Source organism: uncultured Castellaniella sp. (assembly GCF_937988725.1).
In the GTDB taxonomy this organism is placed as follows: domain Bacteria; phylum Pseudomonadota; class Gammaproteobacteria; order Burkholderiales; family Burkholderiaceae_B; genus Castellaniella.
The window spans coordinates 137,103-152,797 of record NZ_CALKHS010000009.1 but is presented as its reverse complement, the minus strand read 5'-3'; the positions used below and the strand labels follow the sequence as shown (position 1 = coordinate 152,797).

13 protein-coding genes are annotated in these 15,695 nt (G+C 68.6%); 8 read left to right on the top strand and 5 right to left on the bottom strand.

From position 1 onward, the window contains the following. Positions 1-39 precede the first annotated feature (39 nt). The 4 genes from Q0263_RS08210 to gabT are packed head-to-tail and all read right to left on the bottom strand — an operon-like array spanning position 40 to position 4,810. The gene (locus Q0263_RS08210; protein ID WP_298015193.1) at positions 40-1,275 is read right to left on the bottom strand and encodes an ABC transporter permease; all 1,236 of its coding nucleotides are present in this window, start codon (positions 1,273-1,275) and stop codon (positions 40-42) included. A gap of 58 nt (positions 1,276-1,333) precedes the next feature. Then, positions 1,334-2,377 carry an ABC transporter substrate-binding protein gene (locus Q0263_RS08205; protein WP_298015191.1) on the bottom strand — a complete coding sequence of 348 codons (1,044 nt, stop codon included), beginning with the start codon at positions 2,375-2,377 and terminating at the stop codon, positions 1,334-1,336. Between the two features lie 36 nt (positions 2,378-2,413). Further along, a complete protein-coding gene (locus Q0263_RS08200) occupies positions 2,414-3,505 on the bottom strand; it encodes an ABC transporter ATP-binding protein (RefSeq protein ID WP_298015189.1) in 1,092 nt (363 codons plus the stop codon). Positions 3,506-3,541: 36 nt separating this feature from the next. Then, a complete protein-coding gene (gabT, locus tag Q0263_RS08195) occupies positions 3,542-4,810 on the bottom strand; it encodes a 4-aminobutyrate--2-oxoglutarate transaminase (RefSeq protein ID WP_298015187.1) in 1,269 nt (422 codons plus the stop codon). A 105-nt stretch (positions 4,811-4,915) separates the two neighbouring features. Between gabT and Q0263_RS08190 the strand changes: the two genes are divergently transcribed. Next, positions 4,916-6,406 carry a PLP-dependent aminotransferase family protein gene (locus tag Q0263_RS08190; RefSeq protein WP_298015186.1) on the top strand — a complete coding sequence of 497 codons (1,491 nt, stop codon included), beginning with the start codon at positions 4,916-4,918 and terminating at the stop codon, positions 6,404-6,406. 23 nt (positions 6,407-6,429) lie between these two features. After that, positions 6,430-7,794, top strand: a complete 1,365-nt coding sequence (locus tag Q0263_RS08185) for an aspartate aminotransferase family protein (RefSeq protein WP_298015185.1) — start codon at positions 6,430-6,432, stop codon at positions 7,792-7,794. Here Q0263_RS08185 and Q0263_RS08180 read toward each other — a convergent pair. Next, positions 7,754-8,713, bottom strand: coding sequence for a LysR substrate-binding domain-containing protein (locus Q0263_RS08180; protein ID WP_298015183.1), 960 nt, complete (start codon positions 8,711-8,713; stop codon positions 7,754-7,756). The genes Q0263_RS08185 and Q0263_RS08180 overlap by 41 nt on opposite strands. A 118-nt stretch (positions 8,714-8,831) precedes the next feature. On the opposite strand from Q0263_RS08180, the gene Q0263_RS08175 reads away from it, so the two are divergent. The 6 genes from Q0263_RS08175 (at position 8,832) to Q0263_RS08150 (ending at position 15,690) form a co-directional block, all read left to right on the top strand. After that, positions 8,832-10,019 carry an acyl-CoA dehydrogenase gene (locus tag Q0263_RS08175; RefSeq protein ID WP_298015181.1) on the top strand — a complete coding sequence of 396 codons (1,188 nt, stop codon included), beginning with the start codon at positions 8,832-8,834 and terminating at the stop codon, positions 10,017-10,019. Positions 10,020-10,030: 11 nt separating this feature from the next. After that, a complete protein-coding gene (locus Q0263_RS08170; RefSeq protein ID WP_298015179.1) occupies positions 10,031-11,332 on the top strand; it encodes a CaiB/BaiF CoA-transferase family protein in 1,302 nt (433 codons plus the stop codon). A 228-nt stretch (positions 11,333-11,560) separates the two neighbouring features. Next, positions 11,561-12,004 (top strand): PepSY domain-containing protein, encoded by a 444-nt coding sequence (locus tag Q0263_RS08165; RefSeq protein ID WP_298015177.1) that lies wholly within the window; start codon positions 11,561-11,563, stop codon positions 12,002-12,004. 38 nt (positions 12,005-12,042) lie between these two features. Continuing rightward, positions 12,043-12,519, top strand: a complete 477-nt coding sequence (locus Q0263_RS08160; RefSeq protein WP_298015175.1) for a DUF2271 domain-containing protein — start codon at positions 12,043-12,045, stop codon at positions 12,517-12,519. 5 nt (positions 12,520-12,524) lie between these two features. Next, the gene (locus tag Q0263_RS08155; protein ID WP_298015174.1) at positions 12,525-14,735 is read left to right on the top strand and encodes a PepSY domain-containing protein; all 2,211 of its coding nucleotides are present in this window, start codon (positions 12,525-12,527) and stop codon (positions 14,733-14,735) included. Then, positions 14,716-15,690, top strand: a complete 975-nt coding sequence (locus Q0263_RS08150; RefSeq protein ID WP_298015172.1) for an FAD:protein FMN transferase — start codon at positions 14,716-14,718, stop codon at positions 15,688-15,690. The genes Q0263_RS08155 and Q0263_RS08150 overlap by 20 nt, the downstream gene beginning before the upstream one ends. Positions 15,691-15,695 lie beyond the last annotated feature (5 nt).

Here is a 15,695-nt window from a genome sequence, read left to right as displayed (position 1 = left end):
CGCCGCTTGCCTGCCGCCGCGGTTCCGGTGTCCGTGTGTCTAGCTGAGGGTCAGTTCCTTGCCGGAAACCCTGCGGTACAGGGCGTAGAGCACCAGGGTGCCCGCCAGCAGGATCAGTCCCAGCGCGCTGGCCATGCCCCAGTTGATGGTCTGGTTGGTGAAATAGGCCACGTAGTAGCTGATCATCTGGTCCGCGGCGCCGCCCAGCAGCGCCGGCGTGATGTAGTAGCCGATCGCGATGATGAACACCAGCAGGGATCCGGCGGCGATGCCGGGATAGGTCTGCGGCACGTAGATGCGCCAGAAGGCGGCGAAGGGGTGGCTGCCCAGGGACACGGCGGCCCGCTGGTAGGTGGGCGGCACCGATTGCATGACGCTGTACAGGGGCAGCACCATGAAAGGCAGCAGGATGTGGACCATGGCGATGTAGACGCCCAGGCGGTTGAACAGCAGGGGCAGCGGCTGGTCGATCAGCCCCAGCCTGGCCAGGGCGCTGTTGATCAGGCCTTCGCGCTGCAGCAGGACCACCCAGGCGGCGATCCGCACCAGCACGGAAGTCCAGAACGGAATCAGGATGCAGATCAGGACCAGATTGGCCCGGCGCTTGGGCAGGCGCGTGATCCAGTAGGCCAGGGGATAGCCCAGGACGAGCGTGATCAGGGTGACGATCGCGCTGATGGTGAAGGTGCGCGAAAAGATTTCCTGGAAGGCCGACGTGCCGGGCGGCGCGGCCACGATGCTGCCCTTGGCGTCCAGCTTCAGGTCCAGGGATGCCAGCAGGTAGTAGGGCGTCCAGGACCTGTCGTTGCCGGCGATGACGGCCCAGTAGGCGGGATCGGCCCAGCGCTTGTCCAGGTCGATCAGGCGCGCGCGGGCGTCGGCCGCGTCGGCGGCGGGGAAGGGCAGGCGGCGCAGCGTCTTGAAGACCAGCGACCGGTAGCCCGAGATTTCGTAGTTCAGGCGCCGGGCCAGTTCGCCGGCGGCGGGGGTGCTCTTGGCGTGGCCCAGATCCTGCGCCAGAGCCTGGAACGCGGTGTCCGGCGGCTGGCTGCGCCCGTCCCAGCCGGACAGGGCCTGCAGGGTGCGGGGCAGGGTGTCGATGACCTCGGGGTTGTCGGCGGCTCGGGTCAGGAGGGACGCGATGGGGATGATGAAGACGACCAGCAGGAAGACGGCCAGGGGCCCGACCAGCAGCAGCGCGCGCCAGGTCTTTTTCCGCTGGGCGGCTTGCATCGAGCGCCGGATGGCGGCGGGATCGTCGAAGGTCGTGTCCATGGCAGTGTCCTGGCGTGGGAAGGGGCGGGGCGGCCGTCAGACCGCCCCGGGCGCGGGATCAGCGGGCGGCCCAGGCCGTGAAGCGCTGTTCGAGTTCCTCGCCGTGATCGGTCCAGAATTCGAGGTCGTTGAACAGGGCGTTGCGCGCGTTGGCCGGCGAATTGGGCACGTTGGCCAGAATGTCCGGGCTGAGCATGCCGATGGCCTTCTTGCTGATCGGGCCGTAGGCGATGTGCTGCGAATACGCGGCCTGGGCCTTGGGCGAGCTGGCGTAGCGGACGAATTCGATGGCCTGGTCCTTGTTGGCCGAGCCGGTGGGGATGACCCAGTAGTCGAAGTCATAGACGCTCTGGTTCCAGACGACCTTCAGGGGCCGGCCTTCGCGCTGCGCCGCGTCGATGCGCCCGTTGTAGGCGGCCGACATCACCACGTCGCCGGCCGACAGCATCTGCGGCGGCTGGGCGCCAGCTTCCCACCACTGCACGTAGGGCTTGATCTCGTCGAGCTTCTTGAAGGCGCGGTCCACGCCTTCGGGAGTCGCCAGCACCTTGTAGACGTCCTGGGGCGCCACGCCGTCGGCCATCAGGGCGAATTCGACGTTGTAGTGGGCGCCCTTGCGCAGGCCCCGCTTGCCGGGGAATTTCTTCACGTTCCAGAAATCGGCCCAACCGGTGGGCGGCGTCTTGAGCTTCTCGGCGTTGTAGGCCAGCACGGTGGACCAGACGAAGGTGCCCACGCCGCAGTATTTCAGGGCGCCGCGGACCAGGTCGCTCTTGTCCAGGACGGACGCCCAGTCGATGTTCTCGTACAGGCCTTCGTCGCATCCGCGGCCCAGGTCCCCGGTTTCGACCTCGACGGCGTCCCAGACGACGTTATGGGACTGGACCATGGCCTTGACCTTGGCCTGTTCGCCGTTATAGGCCACGGGGATGACCTTCTTGCCGCTTTCCTTTTCGAAGGGCTGGATGAACGCCGCGGTCTGCGCGTCACCGTTGGCGCCGCCGAAATTGACCACGGTCAGGTCGCGCGCCTGGGTCGGCGCCTGGAACAGCGCCAGGGGCGCCGTGACGGCAAGCGCGGCGAGCAGCGGGATTTTCTTCATGGGGTGTCTCCTTGGGTATGGATATGATGTGAGGCTTCAGGGGTGGAAAACGCGGACATGCCCCGGATCGATCCGCAGGGGAATGCGGGCGCCCGGCGCGTGCGTCCCGGCGTCCGCGGCCAGGGGCATCTTGACGAAAAAGGTGTCGCTGTCGCCCAGGCGGCAGCGCAGACGGACGTGGTCGCCGAAGTAGACTTCGTCGACGGCCTGGGCGTGAAAGCGGTTGGGGCCTTCGTCGCCGGCGGGCAGGATGCGCTCGGGGCGCATGGCGACGACGCAGGAGGCGCCGGTTTGCAGTCCCTGGACGTTCAGGCCTCGCAGCAATGGGCCGCCGGTGACCTCGACTTCGCACCAGTCGCCGTCCCGGGCGCGGACGGTGCCGGGGAACTGGTTGCTGTCGCCCACGAATCCGGCCACGAAGCGGTTGCAGGGGGATTCGTACAGCGTGTCGGCGCGGCAGACCTGCTGGATGATGCCCTGGTTGAAGACCGCGATGCGGTTGCTCATGGTCAGGGCTTCGCTCTGGTCGTGGGTGACGTAGACGAAGGTGATGCCCAGCTTGCGGTGCAGGGCCTTGAGTTCGAGCTGCATGTGTTCGCGCAGCTGCTTGTCCAGGGCGCCCAGCGGTTCGTCCATGAGCACGATCTTGGGTTCGAAGACCAGGGCGCGCGCCAGCGCGATGCGCTGCTGCTGGCCGCCCGAAAGCTGCGCCGGATAGCGTTTCGCGAAATCCTGCATCTGCACCATGGCCAGCGCGTCCTGGATGCGCCGCGCGCGCTGGGCCGCGGGGACCTTGCGGACCTTGAGGGGGTATTCCAGATTGCGTTCCACCGTCATGTGGGGGAACAGCGCGTAGTTCTGGAAGACCATGCCCAGATTGCGGTGGTGCGGCGGAACGTCGTTCAGGCGCCGTCCTTCCAGCAGGATGTCCCCCTGGGTCGGGGACTCGAAGCCGGCGAGCATCATCAGACAGGTGGTCTTGCCGGAACCCGAGGGGCCCAGCAGCGACAGGAACTCGCCGGGATAGATATCGAGGTTGAGGTCCCGGACGACCAGATGGCTTCCGTCATAGGATTTCTGGACGCCCTGGAATCGGACCAGGGGTTCGGGGGTGGGAACGGCGGACATCGGGGGCGGTCTCCGGGGCGGGTGGGCGGGACGGCGTCAGGCCGGGTCGGCCATTGCCTCCATCAGGATAGCCAGACCTTCGTCCAGCAGGCCATCCGGGATTGTCAGGGGAAACAGGAAGCGGATGACGTTGCCGTAGGCGCCGCAGGTCAGCAGCACCAGGCCGCGTTCCAGCGCGCGCCGCTGGATGCCGGCCGCCGTGTCCGGGTCGGGCCGTCCGTCCGGGTGGCGGAATTCGGCGGCGACCATGGCGCCCAGGCCGCGGATCTCGGCAATGCGGGGGTGGCGGCGTTCGGCCAGCGCGCGCTTCAGGCGGCTGCCCAGCGCGTCCGCCCGGGCGATCAGCCCCTCTTCTTCGATGACCTCCAGCACCGCCAGGGCGGCGGCGATGGCCAGCGGATTTCCGCCGTAGGTGCCGCCCAGCGATCCGCGCGGCGCGGCGTCCATCAGTTCGGCCCGGCCGCACACGCCCGACAGCGGCATGCCGCCCGCCAGGCTCTTGGCCATGGTGATCAGGTCCGGCACCACGCCGGAATGCTCGATGGCGAACATCCGGCCGGTGCGGGCGAAGCCGGTCTGGACCTCGTCGACGATCAGCAGCATGCCGTGCTCGTCGCAGCGCCGGCGCAGCGCCTGCAGCAGTTCGGGCGGGGCGACGTTGAAGCCGCCTTCGCCCTGGACCGGTTCGATGACGATGGCGGCGACCCGCGCCGGGCTGATGTCGGCCTTGAACAGCAGTTCGAGCGCCTTGAGCGTGTCCTGCACGGTCACGCCGTCCAGGGCGCTGGGAAAGGGGATGTGATAGACCTCGGCCGGCAGCGGGCCGAAGTCCTGTTTGTAGGGGGCGACCTTGCCGGTCAGGGCCATGCCCATGAAGGTCCGGCCATGGAAGGCCCCGGAGAAGGCGATGACGCCGGTGCGCCCGGTGGCGGCGCGGGCGATCTTGACGGCGTTTTCCAGCGCTTCGGCGCCGGTGGTGAAGAAGGCGGTCTTCTTGGCGTGGCCGCCGGGGGTCAGCCGGTTGATGTGCTCGGCCAGCTGGACGTATGAGCCGTAGGGGGCGACCTGGAAGGCCGTATGCGTGAAGGCGTCGAGCTGGTCGCGGACGGCCTGGACGATGCGGGGATGGCAGTGGCCGGTGTTGGCGACCGCGATGCCGGCCGCGAAGTCGATGTAGCGCCGGCCCTCCACGTCCCAGAGTTCCGCGTTCAGGGCGCGTTTGGCATAGAAATCGCAGGTGATGCCGATGCCGTTGGGGATGGCCGCGTTCTTGCGCTGCTGCCAGTCCTGATTCAGGTCCGTCATGTTCGTCTCCAGGTGGGCGGGGTGTTTCCGCACTCATTTTTTTTTACTATACTGATCTTTTGGTTTGTCAAATAGATCCATTTAAATAAAATTCATGGAGCCAATTTGGAATCCTTCATCCTCTCTGAATGGCTGCTTCAGAACTTCGGCGCTCCCGGGGATAGTCCTGCCTATCATCGTTTGTACCAACTGATCTGTAGAGCCATTCTGGAAGGACATCTGTCCGCGGGCGCCCGCCTGCCGTCGTCCCGCGACCTCGCCGCCGAACTGGGAATCGCGCGCAATACGGTGCTGCAGGTGTACGACCAGTTGTCCGAGGAAGGCTATGTGCATGCCGGCGTGGGCCGCGGCACCTATGTCCAGGACATCAGCCAGGATCTGGTCGACCCGCCGGCCGCGGCGGTCGACGCGCCGGAACACGCGGCGGCCCATCCGGACGGCGTCCACGACCTGTCGCGCCGCGGGCGCGCGCTGGTGTCCCGGCTGGGGTTCTCCAATCTCCAGGCGGGCGCCTTCATGCCGGGCATTCCCGATGTGCGCGAGTTTCCGCTGAAGACCTGGTCCAGGATCCAGAACCGGCTGTGGCGCGACGAACCCTGGGACCTGATGCGCTACGCCCCCGCCGGGGGATACGGCCCCGTGCGCCAGGCGATTTCCGACTATCTCGGCAGCGTGCGCGCCGTGCGCAGTTCGGCCCAGCAGGTCGTCATGACCACCGGCATCCACCAGGGGATCGACGTGGCGATCCGGCTGCTGTGCGATCCGGGCGACACGGTCTGGATCGAGGAGCCGGCCTACTGGGGCGTGCGCAATCTGCTGCGGACCGCCGGCCTGCGCCTGGTGCCGATCCGCGTCGACGAAGAGGGCATCTGCCCCGGCGAGGCGGAACGCGCCCGCCCGCCGCGCCTGATCGTGGTGGCGCCCTCGCACCAGTACCCCCTGGGCATGGTCATGAGCCTGGCGCGGCGGCGCATGCTGCTGGACTACGCGCGCCAGGTGTCGTGCTGGATCATCGAGGACGACTACGACAGCGAGTTTCGCTACGGCACGCGGCCGCTGGCGTCCCTGCAGGGCATGGACGAGTCGGGCCGCGTGCTGTACGCGGGCAGCTTCAGCAAGACGCTGTGCCCCGGCCTGCGCGTGGGGTTCCTGGTGGTGCCGGAACCGCTGGCGGACGCCTTCGCCGATGCCGTGGCCGAGTTGTACCGCGAGGGCAACATGATGAATCACGCGGTGCTGGCCGAATTCATCCGCGAAGGCCACCTGGCCCAGCATATCCGCCGTGTCCGCCGCCGCTACGCGGAACGCCGCACCTGCCTGATCGACGAGATCCGGGGCCATTTCGGCAATGCGCTGGAGATCGTCGGCGGCGATGCGGGCCTGCACCTGATCCTGGGCCTGCCCGAAGGCGTGGACGACACCCTGGTGGTGCGCGACGCGTTGCAGCAGGGCGTGGTGACTCGGGCCCTGAGCACTTATTACCTGGAGCGGGCCCATGCCCGCCCCGGCCTGTTGCTGGGTTATGCCGGGGTCAGCCCGGAAGAAATCCGGCCCGCCTTCGACGCGCTGGCGCGCGTGGTCGGCGCCTATCTTTGACTTCGCCCAAAAGGGATTCCGCCATGAACGCATCCGACAGCCTGGCTCACAGCGATGTGACCTATCAGCTCCACTCCTATACCAACGCCCAGCGCCTGCGCGAGGAAGGCCCCTGCATCATGGCGCGCGGCGAGGGGATCTACGTCCACGATACCGAGGGCAGGCAGTACATCGAGGGCATGGCGGGACTGTGGAGCGTGGCGGTGGGGTTCAGCGAACCCCGGCTGGCCGAGGCGGCCTATCGACAGATGCAGAACCTGCCCTTCTATCACACGTTCAGCCAGAAATCGAACGTGCCCTCGATCGAGCTGGCGGAAAAGCTGATCGGACTGACCGGCGGGCGCATGTCCCAGGCCTTCTTCACCAATTCCGGCTCGGAAGCCAACGACACCATCGTCAAGATGGTCTGGTACTACAACAACGCGCTGGGCCGCCCCGACAAGAAGAAAATCATCGCCCGCGAGCGCGGCTATCACGGCGTGACCGTGGCCTCGGCCAGCCTGACGGGGCTGGCGGGCAATCACCGCAGCTTCGATCTGCCGCTGCCCCGCATTCATCATGTGCGCTGCCCTCATTGGTACCGCGAAGGCCGGCCCGGCGAGACCGAGGCCGAATTCGGCGACCGCCTGGCGGCCGAACTGGAAGCCCTGATCCTGAAGGAAGGCCCGGACACGGTGGCGGCCTTCATCGGCGAACCGGTCATGGGCGCGGGCGGCGTGATCGTCCCCCCGGCGGCGTACTGGCCGAAGATGCAGGCGGTCTGCCGCAAATACGATGTGCTGGTGATCGCCGACGAGGTCATCACCGGCTTCGGGCGCACCGGGCATCTGTTCGCGTCGGACCTGTTCGGCATCGAGCCCGATTTCATGACCCTGTCCAAGCAGCTGACGTCCTCCTACCAGCCGCTGGCGGCGGTGCTGATGAACGAGCGGGTCGCCTCGGTCCTGATCCGCCACAGCGGCGAACTGGGCAGCTTCGGACACGGCTACACCGCCAGCGGCCACCCGGTGGCCACGGCGGTGGCGCTCGAGAATATCCGCATCATCGAGGAGCGCGGCCTGGTGGACAATGCCGCCGCCGTGGGGGCCGTGCTGCAGCGCCGGCTGCGGGAACTGTCCGGCCACCCCCTGGTGGGCGAGGTGCGGGGCGTCGGGCTGATCGCGGCGGTCGAACTGGTCGCCGACAAGGCGGGCCGCACACCCTTCGACCCCCTGGGCAAGGCCGGGGCCTTGGTCGTGCGCCAGGCCCAGGACAACGGGCTGATCCTGCGCGGCATCCAGGACAGCGTGGCGTTCTGCCCCCCCCTGATCATCACCGAGGCCCAGGTCAATCTGCTGGCGGACCGTTTCACGCAGTCTCTGGACGAAGCGGCGCGCGCCTTGCGGTAGCGCCGTCCGACCGGGCCGAAACGCCCTGCGGGTCCGGGCCGCCGGGACGGGCCTGCTCCACCAGCCAGTCCCGGAACTGAACCAGGGCGGGCAGGGCGGTCTTGCGTTCCGGCACGATCAGGTGGAAGGCCCGCTGCACCGGCCCGCTGTGCGGGTTCAGGATGCGCAGTTCGCCCTGGTCCAGCTCCCGCTGGATCAGGAAGGGCGGGATCAGCGCCACGCCCAGTCCGTCGGCTGCCGCCTGGGACAGCATGGAAAACAGTTCCAGCCGCATGCCGGCCATGTCGGCGGGGGCGTTGACGCCGGCCGAGGCGAACCAGTCGCGCCAGGCGGTGGGGCGGGTGCTCTGCTGCAGCAGGGGCAGGGCGGCGATCGCGGCGGCGTCCAGCGGGCCGTCCGCCAGCCGGGGGCTGCAGACCGGCACGGGATTTTCGCGCATCAGGAAGTAGGCCCGGGTCCCGGGCCAGCCGGGGTCGCCGGAATAGATGGCGGCGTCGAATTCCGTGTCGTCGAACAGGAAGGGCCGGGTGCGCGTGGTCATGTTCACCTGCAGGCCGGGGCCGCCGCCTTGGGCGCCGGCCAGCCTGGGCAGCAGCCAGCGGGTGGCGAAGGTCGGCACGACCGCCAGGTCCACCACGCCGCCGCCCTGGTGCGCCATGATCGCCAGGGTGTCGCGTTCGATGGCGTCGAGCTGGCGGCGCACCAGCCGGCCGTAGCGTTCGCCCGCGTCGGTCAGGCGTACGCCGCGCCGGACCCGGTCGAACAGCGGCACGCCGACGAAGGCTTCCAGGGTGGCGATCTGGCGGCAGATCGCCCCCTGGGTCAGGGACAGCTCCTGCGCGGCATGGGTGAAGCTCTGGTGGCGGGCGGCGGCCTCGAAGGCCTGCAGCGCGGTGGTGCTGGGCAGACGTTTGCGCATGGCAGTGCGGATATCGAGTGAATAAAAATCACAGATACATCAGTTTATATCGTTTGCCCCGCCGTCACGGTATCGTTAGCATGCGAAATCATCACTTTGATCCTTCAGGAGCCTGCGCATGTCCTCGTCCCGCCCCCAGTTCCAATGGCTTGACCCCCTGCTGCTGGACCAGCAGCTGACCGATACGGAACGCATGGTGCGCGATGCGGCGCGCGCCTACTGCCAGGACCGCCTGCTGCCGCGCGTGCAGGACGCCTTCCGCCACGAAAAGGCGGACACCGCCATTTTCCGCGAAATGGGCGAACTGGGCCTGCTGGGCGCGACGATTCCGGAGGAATACGGCGGCGCCGGCCTGAATTACGTCTGCTACGGCCTGATCGCCCGCGAGGTCGAGCGCGTGGATTCCGGCTACCGCTCGATGATGAGTGTGCAAAGCTCACTGGTCATGGTGCCCATCAATGCCTTCGGCACGACGGCCCAGAAGGAAAAGTACTTGCCCAAGCTGGCCAGCGGCGAATGGATCGGCTGTTTCGGCCTGACCGAACCGGACCACGGCTCGGACCCGGGCTCCATGGTCACCCGCGCCAGGAAGGTGCAGGGCGGCTACAGCCTGAGCGGCGCCAAGACCTGGATCACCAACAGCCCGATCGCCGACGTGTTCGTCGTCTGGGCCAAGGACGAGGCGGGCGACATCCGCGGCTTCATCCTGGAAAAGGGCTGGAAGGGCCTGTCGGCGCCGGCCATCCACGGCAAGGTCGGTCTGCGGGCCTCGATCACCGGCGAGATCGTGCTGGATGAGGTCTTCGTCCCCGAGGAAAACGCCTTCCCGGCCGTGCGCGGCCTGAAGGGTCCCTTCACCTGCCTGAATTCCGCCCGCTACGGCATCGCCTGGGGCGCACTGGGCGCGGCCGAGGCCTGCTATGAAACCGCCCGCCAGTACGTGCTGGACCGCAAGCAGTTCGGCCGGCCGCTGGCCGCCAACCAGCTGATCCAGAAGAAGCTGGCCGACATGCTGACGGAAATCACGCTGGGCCTGCAGGCCGTGCTGCGCGTGGGCCGCCTGAAGGACGAAGGCGCGGCGCCGGTGGAAATCACTTCCATCATCAAGCGCAATTCCTGCGGCAAGGCGCTGGACATCGCCCGCACGGCCCGCGACATGCTGGGCGGCAACGGCATTTCCGACGAATTCTGCATCGCCCGCCACCTGGTCAACCTGGAAGTGGTGAACACCTACGAAGGCACGCACGACGTGCACGCGCTGATCCTGGGGCGCGCCATCACCGGCATCGCCGCTTTCGCAAACTGAAGGGGCGATTCATGACGCGGGAGACGGCTGGAAACACGGCGGACGGGCAGCCGTCCGAAGGCGCGGCGGCGACCGGTGCGCGGCCGGCGCGCGCCGGCGCGCTGTCGCACATCCGGGTCCTGGACCTGTCGCGGGTGCTGGCCGGCCCCTGGGCGACTCAGATCCTGGGCGATCTGGGGGCCGACGTCATCAAGATCGAACGTCCCGACGCCGGGGACGACACGCGCGGCTGGGGGCCGCCCTGGATGCCGGACGAACAGGGGCGGGAATCCCGGGTCGCGGCCTATTATCTGTGCGCCAATCGCAACAAGCGTTCCGTCACGGTGGATATGGCCAGCCCGGAGGGCCAGGACCTGATCCGCCAGCTGGCGCGCCAATCGGACGTGCTGGTGGAGAACTTCAAGGCGGGCGGCCTGGCCCGCTACGGCCTGGATTACGACAGCTTGAAGACCGTCAATCCGCGCCTGGTGTATTGCTCCATCACGGGGTTCGGGCAAACCGGCCCGTATGCCGCCCGCGCGGGCTACGACTTCCTGATCCAGGGGCTGGGCGGCCTGATGAGCGTCACCGGCCGGCCCGACGACCAGCCGGGCGGCGGCCCCATGAAGGTCGGGGTGGCCCTGACCGACATCCTGACCGGCCTGTATGCGGCCAACGCCATCCAGGCCGCCCTGGCCGCCCGGGAACGCACCGGCCAGGGCCAGCACGTGGACATGGCCCTGCTGGACGTGCAGGTCGCCTGCCTGGCCAACCAGGCCATGAACTACCTGGCCACGGGCCGCAGTCCGGGGCGGCTGGGCAATGCCCACCCCAGCATCGTGCCCTACCAGGATTTCCCCACGGCGGATGGCTACATGATCCTGGCCATCGGCAACGACGGCCAGTTCGCGCGTTTCTGCGAGGAAGCCGGCCGGCCGGACCTGGCCGCCGACGCCCGCTTCGCCACCAATCGGGCGCGGGTGGAGCATCGGGACGCGCTGATCCCGATCCTGCGTCATCTGACCACGGCGCGGACGACGGCCCAATGGGTCGAAGCGCTGGAATCCCGGGCCGTGCCCTGCGGGCCGATCAACGCCATGGAACAGGTGTTCGACGATGCCCAGGTGCGCGCGCGCGGCCTGCGCATCGAGATGTCCCATCCGGAAGCCGGCACGGTGCCGCTGGTGGCCAGCCCGATCCGCTTGTCGGACACGCCGGTGGATTATCGCCTGCCGCCGCCCCCGCTGGGGGCGCACACGGCTGATGTGCTGACCGGAGTCCTGGGGCTGGCGCCGGAAGAAGTCCGGGCCTTGCGGGCGCGCGGCGTGGTCTGATGGGTCGCTGGCCGGCTCGCCGCGCCGTTCGGCGCCGGCGAGCCGCCGAGGTCCGCGAATCCATCGGGACCGCGTCCGCGCCATTGCTCATGCGGCGCATTTGACGGATGTCAAAGCTTCCGCATATGGACGCGCGCGCCACGCCCGCGTTCATCTGGCGTCAATGTTCCCCTGCCTACCATGATCGTGAAGGGTCGCCGCCTGGCGGCCCGCGTAGGGGGACTCATCATGAAGAAACACCTGAACCGGCTGGGCGCCTGCCTGCTGGCCGCGTCTTTGGGCCTGGCCGCCGCGCCGGCCCTGGCCGACGACGATTGCGACGTGCCCGTCGATCGCTGGCAGACACGGGGCGCCGTCCATCAGTGGGCCGCGCGGCAAGGCTGGGATCTGCAGCGCGTGAAGATCGACGACGGCTGCTACGAAGTCCGGGGCGAAGATGCTCAGGGACGCGCCTTCAAGGCCAAGCTGGATCCCGAAACGTTGAAAGTCATGGAGATCAAGTATCGCGACCATGGGGATCGCGAACGCCGCCGTGACCGCGACCACGATCGCGATCGGGAACGTGAGCGCGCCCGCGATCAATCCTCCAACGCAACACCAGGCGCGGCACCCGTCGTCCCGGCCGGCCAGGCCTCCGGGCCGATATCCGTCGGCGGCGCCCGGATCGAATGACGCAGCCTTCGGCCGACACTTCCACAGGAGCACATTCCATGAAGACCTTCTCGATTGCGGCCCTGCTGGCCGCCACCACCCTGGCCGTTCCCGTGCTGGCGCAGAGCCGCACGGTGACTTTGTCCACCACCTTGAAGAACTATGGCGGCGACGGCGCCTATCTGGCGGTCTACCTGACCGATGCCAAAGGCGCCTATGCCGGCACTCTGTGGGTAGCCGGCGGCAAGGCCAAATACCACAAGCACCTGAGCGACTGGAATCGGCTGTCGGCGGGAGACGCGGCGCGGCTCGACGGCGTCACCGGCGCCAGCGTGGGAGCGGGCCGGACCTTGAAAGTGACGGCCGATCTGGCCGATGCGCTGTTTGACGCCGGCTACGAGATCCATGTCGATGCCGCTGTGGAGGACATGCGCGACAGTCCGTCCGAAATCCGCGTTCCGCTGACGTCGGCCGGCACCGGGCAGCCCGTCGGAGGGCGTCGGTTCATCCAGTCCTTTTCCTACCAGGCGCGGTAATCATCATGCAATGGCGGCGGATTCATCGCTGGCTGGGGCTGTGGGCCGGAGCCCTGGCGCTGCTGGCCGGGATCACCGGTCTGATCCTGGCCTTCTTTCCGGTGCGCGACACCTGGCGGGCCGTCCAGGCCGAACCCGGCCTGCCGGTGGCGATCCTGGCGCAGCGGGCGGCGCAGCGGATTCCGGGAATCGAGGAGATCCGCCGTCTGCCTTCGGGGGATGTCGTCGTCTATTCCTTCGACGGCGGCCAGGCGCGCGCCAGCCGGGTGGATCCGGCCAGCGGCCAGGCGCTGGGCGATTACCGGGCGTCCGCCGTTGAACGCTGGGTGCGCAATCTGCACCGTTCCTTCATGCTGGACGATCCGGGCCGCCTGGGCGCGGCCGGGGTCGCGTTGGCCATGCTGCTGCTGACGCTGTCCGGGACCCTGATGCTGGCCCGCCGGCTGGGCGGATGGCGCCATCTCGTCTTCGGGAAAGTCCGCGGGACGCCGGCCCAGCGCATCCATGGGGTCAGCGGTCGCGTTCTGGCTTTGATTCTGGCATTGTCGTCGCTGACCGCGCTTTACATGAGCGCAACGACCTTCAGCCTGATCCAGGCCGACTCGGCCGTGGAGCCGGATGCCGTGTCCGTTCCCGGCGAACAGCCGGATCGGGCAGTGGAAGCCTTGCCGTTGCTGCAGGCGCTCTCGGTCGATGGTCTGCGCAAGCTGAACTTCCCCGCGCCGGACGATCCTGAGGACGTCTGGCGCGTGGCCACCGATGCCGGCGACGGCTGGATCGACCGGCGCAGCGGCCGTGTGCTGCTCTGGCAGCCGGCCTCCGCCGCCCGCGTGATCTATGACTGGGTCTATGCCCTGCATACCGGCCAGGGGCTGTGGGCCTGGGCGCTGGTCCTGGGGCTGGCCGGCCTGTGCCTGCCGCTCTTCTGGATCTCCGGATTCCTGATCTGGCGCCAGGGCCGGGGCCGCGTTCCGCGGCTGACGGACAACAGTCCCGCGCGGCGGGCCGATATGCTGATCTTCGTGGCCAGCGAGGGCGGCGCGACCTGGGGCTTCGCCAAAGCCCTGCACGACGCGCTGGCGCGCAATGGCCACCGGGTCCATACCGCGCCGCTGGAGCAGTTCCAAGTGCCCGAGTCCGCCCGCCAGGTGTTCATCCTGGCGGCGACTTACGGAGATGGCCAGGCGCCGGCGCATGCCGCCGGGGCATTGGACCGGATCGCCGATCAGGCGGCCGCCGGGGTTCCGGTGTCGGTGCTCGGTTTCGGCGACCGCCAGTTTCCGGCCTTCTGCGGTTACGCCGAAGCGCTGGACCTGGCCCTGCGGGCCGCCGGCTGGCCGCGGACCCTGCCGCTGGAATGTATCCACCAGCAGTCGGCGCAGCAGTTCGACCGCTGGGGCGCCGCCTTGTCCGGCGCCTTGGGCGAGGCATTGGCATTGGGCTATGTGCCGTGCGTTCCCGCGACCCTGGCTCTGGATCTGGCGGAGCGGCAGGACTATGCGGGCGGTCCGGATGGCCCCGCCACGATCCTGCGCTTTCGCTGGCCGGACAGCGGCCCGGTGGCGCGCTTGCTGGGCCGGGGCATGCCGCGTTTCAAGGCGGGCGATCTGGTGGGCATCGTGCCGCCCGGCAGTCCGGTGCCCAGATATTATTCCCTGGCGTCGGGGTTTCGCGATGGTTTCCTGGAGATCTGCGTGCGGCGGATGCCGGGTGGCGTCTGTTCCGGCTTTCTGTATGGCCTGAAGCCCGGCGACCGCGTCCAGGCCTTCATCAAGCCCAATCCCGGCTTCATCCTGGATGCCTCGCGCCACCCTGTCGTACTGATCGGCGCGGGCACCGGCGTAGCCCCTCTGGCGGGTTTCATCCGCGGCAATGTCCGCAAGGCGCCCATGTTCCTGTATTTCGGGGCGCGCAATCCGGACCAGGACTTCTATTTTGGCGCCGCCATTCGCCGCTGGCTGGATGAAGGCCGGCTGTCGGCGCTGCACACCGCGTTTTCCAGAATCAAGGACGGCGGCGGTTATGTGCAGGATGCCTTGCGCCGCGACGCGGATCGCCTGCGGACGCTGATCGGCGCGGGCGCCGTGCTGCGGATCTGCGGCAGCCGGCCCATGGCGGCCGGCGTCGCCGAGGCGCTGAACGAGATCCTGGCGCCGCTTGGCCTGGATGTGCGCAAGCTGCGGGAAGGGGGGCGCTATGCCGAAGATGTATTCTGATCCGGCGGCCGGATCGACCCTGAGCGGCCCGACCATGGGGACGCGCTGGTCGGCCCGCTACCAGGCGCCGCCGGGCTTCGATCATGAAGCACTGTCGCGCGATCTGGCCCGGGCGGTGGATCTGGTGGATGCGCAGATGTCCCCCTGGAAGCCGGACAGCGATCTGATGCGCCTGAACCGGGCCGAGCCGCGACAGTGGGTGACGCTGCCCGGGGCGGTGCTCGATGTGCTGGCGCGCGCGCTGGACGTCGGGGCCCTGAGCGGCGGCGCTTTTGACGCAGCCGTCGGCGGTCTGGTCGACGCCTGGGGATTCGGCGCGGCGACGGACGCGCCCGACCCGGCCGCCATCCGGCTGGCCGCCGCCGACCATCGTCCCGCCCATCTCTGGCTGGACGTCGATCAGGCGCAAGGCCGCGCGCGCAAACGGGCGCCCCTGACGCTCGATCTGTGCGGGATCGCCAAAGGCTATGCGGTGGACCGGATGGCCCAGGTCATGGCCGATCATGGTATCGGTCATGCGCTGCTCAGCCTGGATGGGGAAGTCAGGGCATGCGGCAGCCGGGCCGATGGCCGGCCCTGGGCCGTGGCCCTGGAAAGCCCGCAGGAAGGCCGCCGTGCGGCCCACGGCGTGATCGAACTGAGCGATCTGGCCGTGGCGACGTCGGGCGATTACCGCCACTGGGTCCAGGCGGGCGGCGAACGCCTGGCGCACACCATGGATGGCCGCCGCGCGGCGCCCGTGCGCAACCCGGTGGCGTCCGTCACGGTGCTGGCGCGGGCGTGCATGGATGCCGATGCCTGGGCGACGGCGCTGCTCGTGGCGGGGCCGGGCGAAGGGCCGGCGCTGGCCCGGCGCCTGGGGCTGGACGCCTTGTTTCTGCTCAGGCGCGAGGGTCGGCTGGTGGAATTCGGGGTAGGCCGTTTTGCGCATTCCCCCGCCGGCCCGCAGCCATGATGGCC

What these genes read in the sequence shown, in the direction of transcription:
- Q0263_RS08200 (WP_298015189.1), bottom strand. Translation starts at nt 3,505, where the DNA reads ATGTCCGCCGTTCCCACCCCCGAACCCCTGGTCCGATTCCAGGGCGTC.
- Q0263_RS08185 (WP_298015185.1), top strand. Translation starts at nt 6,430, where the DNA reads ATGAACGCATCCGACAGCCTGGCTCACAGCGATGTGACCTATCAGCTC.
- Q0263_RS08205 (WP_298015191.1), bottom strand. Translation starts at nt 2,377, where the DNA reads ATGAAGAAAATCCCGCTGCTCGCCGCGCTTGCCGTCACGGCGCCCCTG.
- Q0263_RS08175 (WP_298015181.1), top strand. Translation starts at nt 8,832, where the DNA reads ATGTCCTCGTCCCGCCCCCAGTTCCAATGGCTTGACCCCCTGCTGCTG.
- Q0263_RS08180 (WP_298015183.1), bottom strand. Translation starts at nt 8,713, where the DNA reads ATGCGCAAACGTCTGCCCAGCACCACCGCGCTGCAGGCCTTCGAGGCC.
- Q0263_RS08165 (WP_298015177.1), top strand. Translation starts at nt 11,561, where the DNA reads ATGAAGAAACACCTGAACCGGCTGGGCGCCTGCCTGCTGGCCGCGTCT.
- Q0263_RS08160 (WP_298015175.1), top strand. Translation starts at nt 12,043, where the DNA reads ATGAAGACCTTCTCGATTGCGGCCCTGCTGGCCGCCACCACCCTGGCC.
- Q0263_RS08150 (WP_298015172.1), top strand. Translation starts at nt 14,716, where the DNA reads ATGCCGAAGATGTATTCTGATCCGGCGGCCGGATCGACCCTGAGCGGC.
- Q0263_RS08170 (WP_298015179.1), top strand. Translation starts at nt 10,031, where the DNA reads ATGACGCGGGAGACGGCTGGAAACACGGCGGACGGGCAGCCGTCCGAA.
- Q0263_RS08210 (WP_298015193.1), bottom strand. Translation starts at nt 1,275, where the DNA reads ATGGACACGACCTTCGACGATCCCGCCGCCATCCGGCGCTCGATGCAA.
- Q0263_RS08155 (WP_298015174.1), top strand. Translation starts at nt 12,525, where the DNA reads ATGCAATGGCGGCGGATTCATCGCTGGCTGGGGCTGTGGGCCGGAGCC.
- gabT (WP_298015187.1), bottom strand. Translation starts at nt 4,810, where the DNA reads ATGACGGACCTGAATCAGGACTGGCAGCAGCGCAAGAACGCGGCCATC.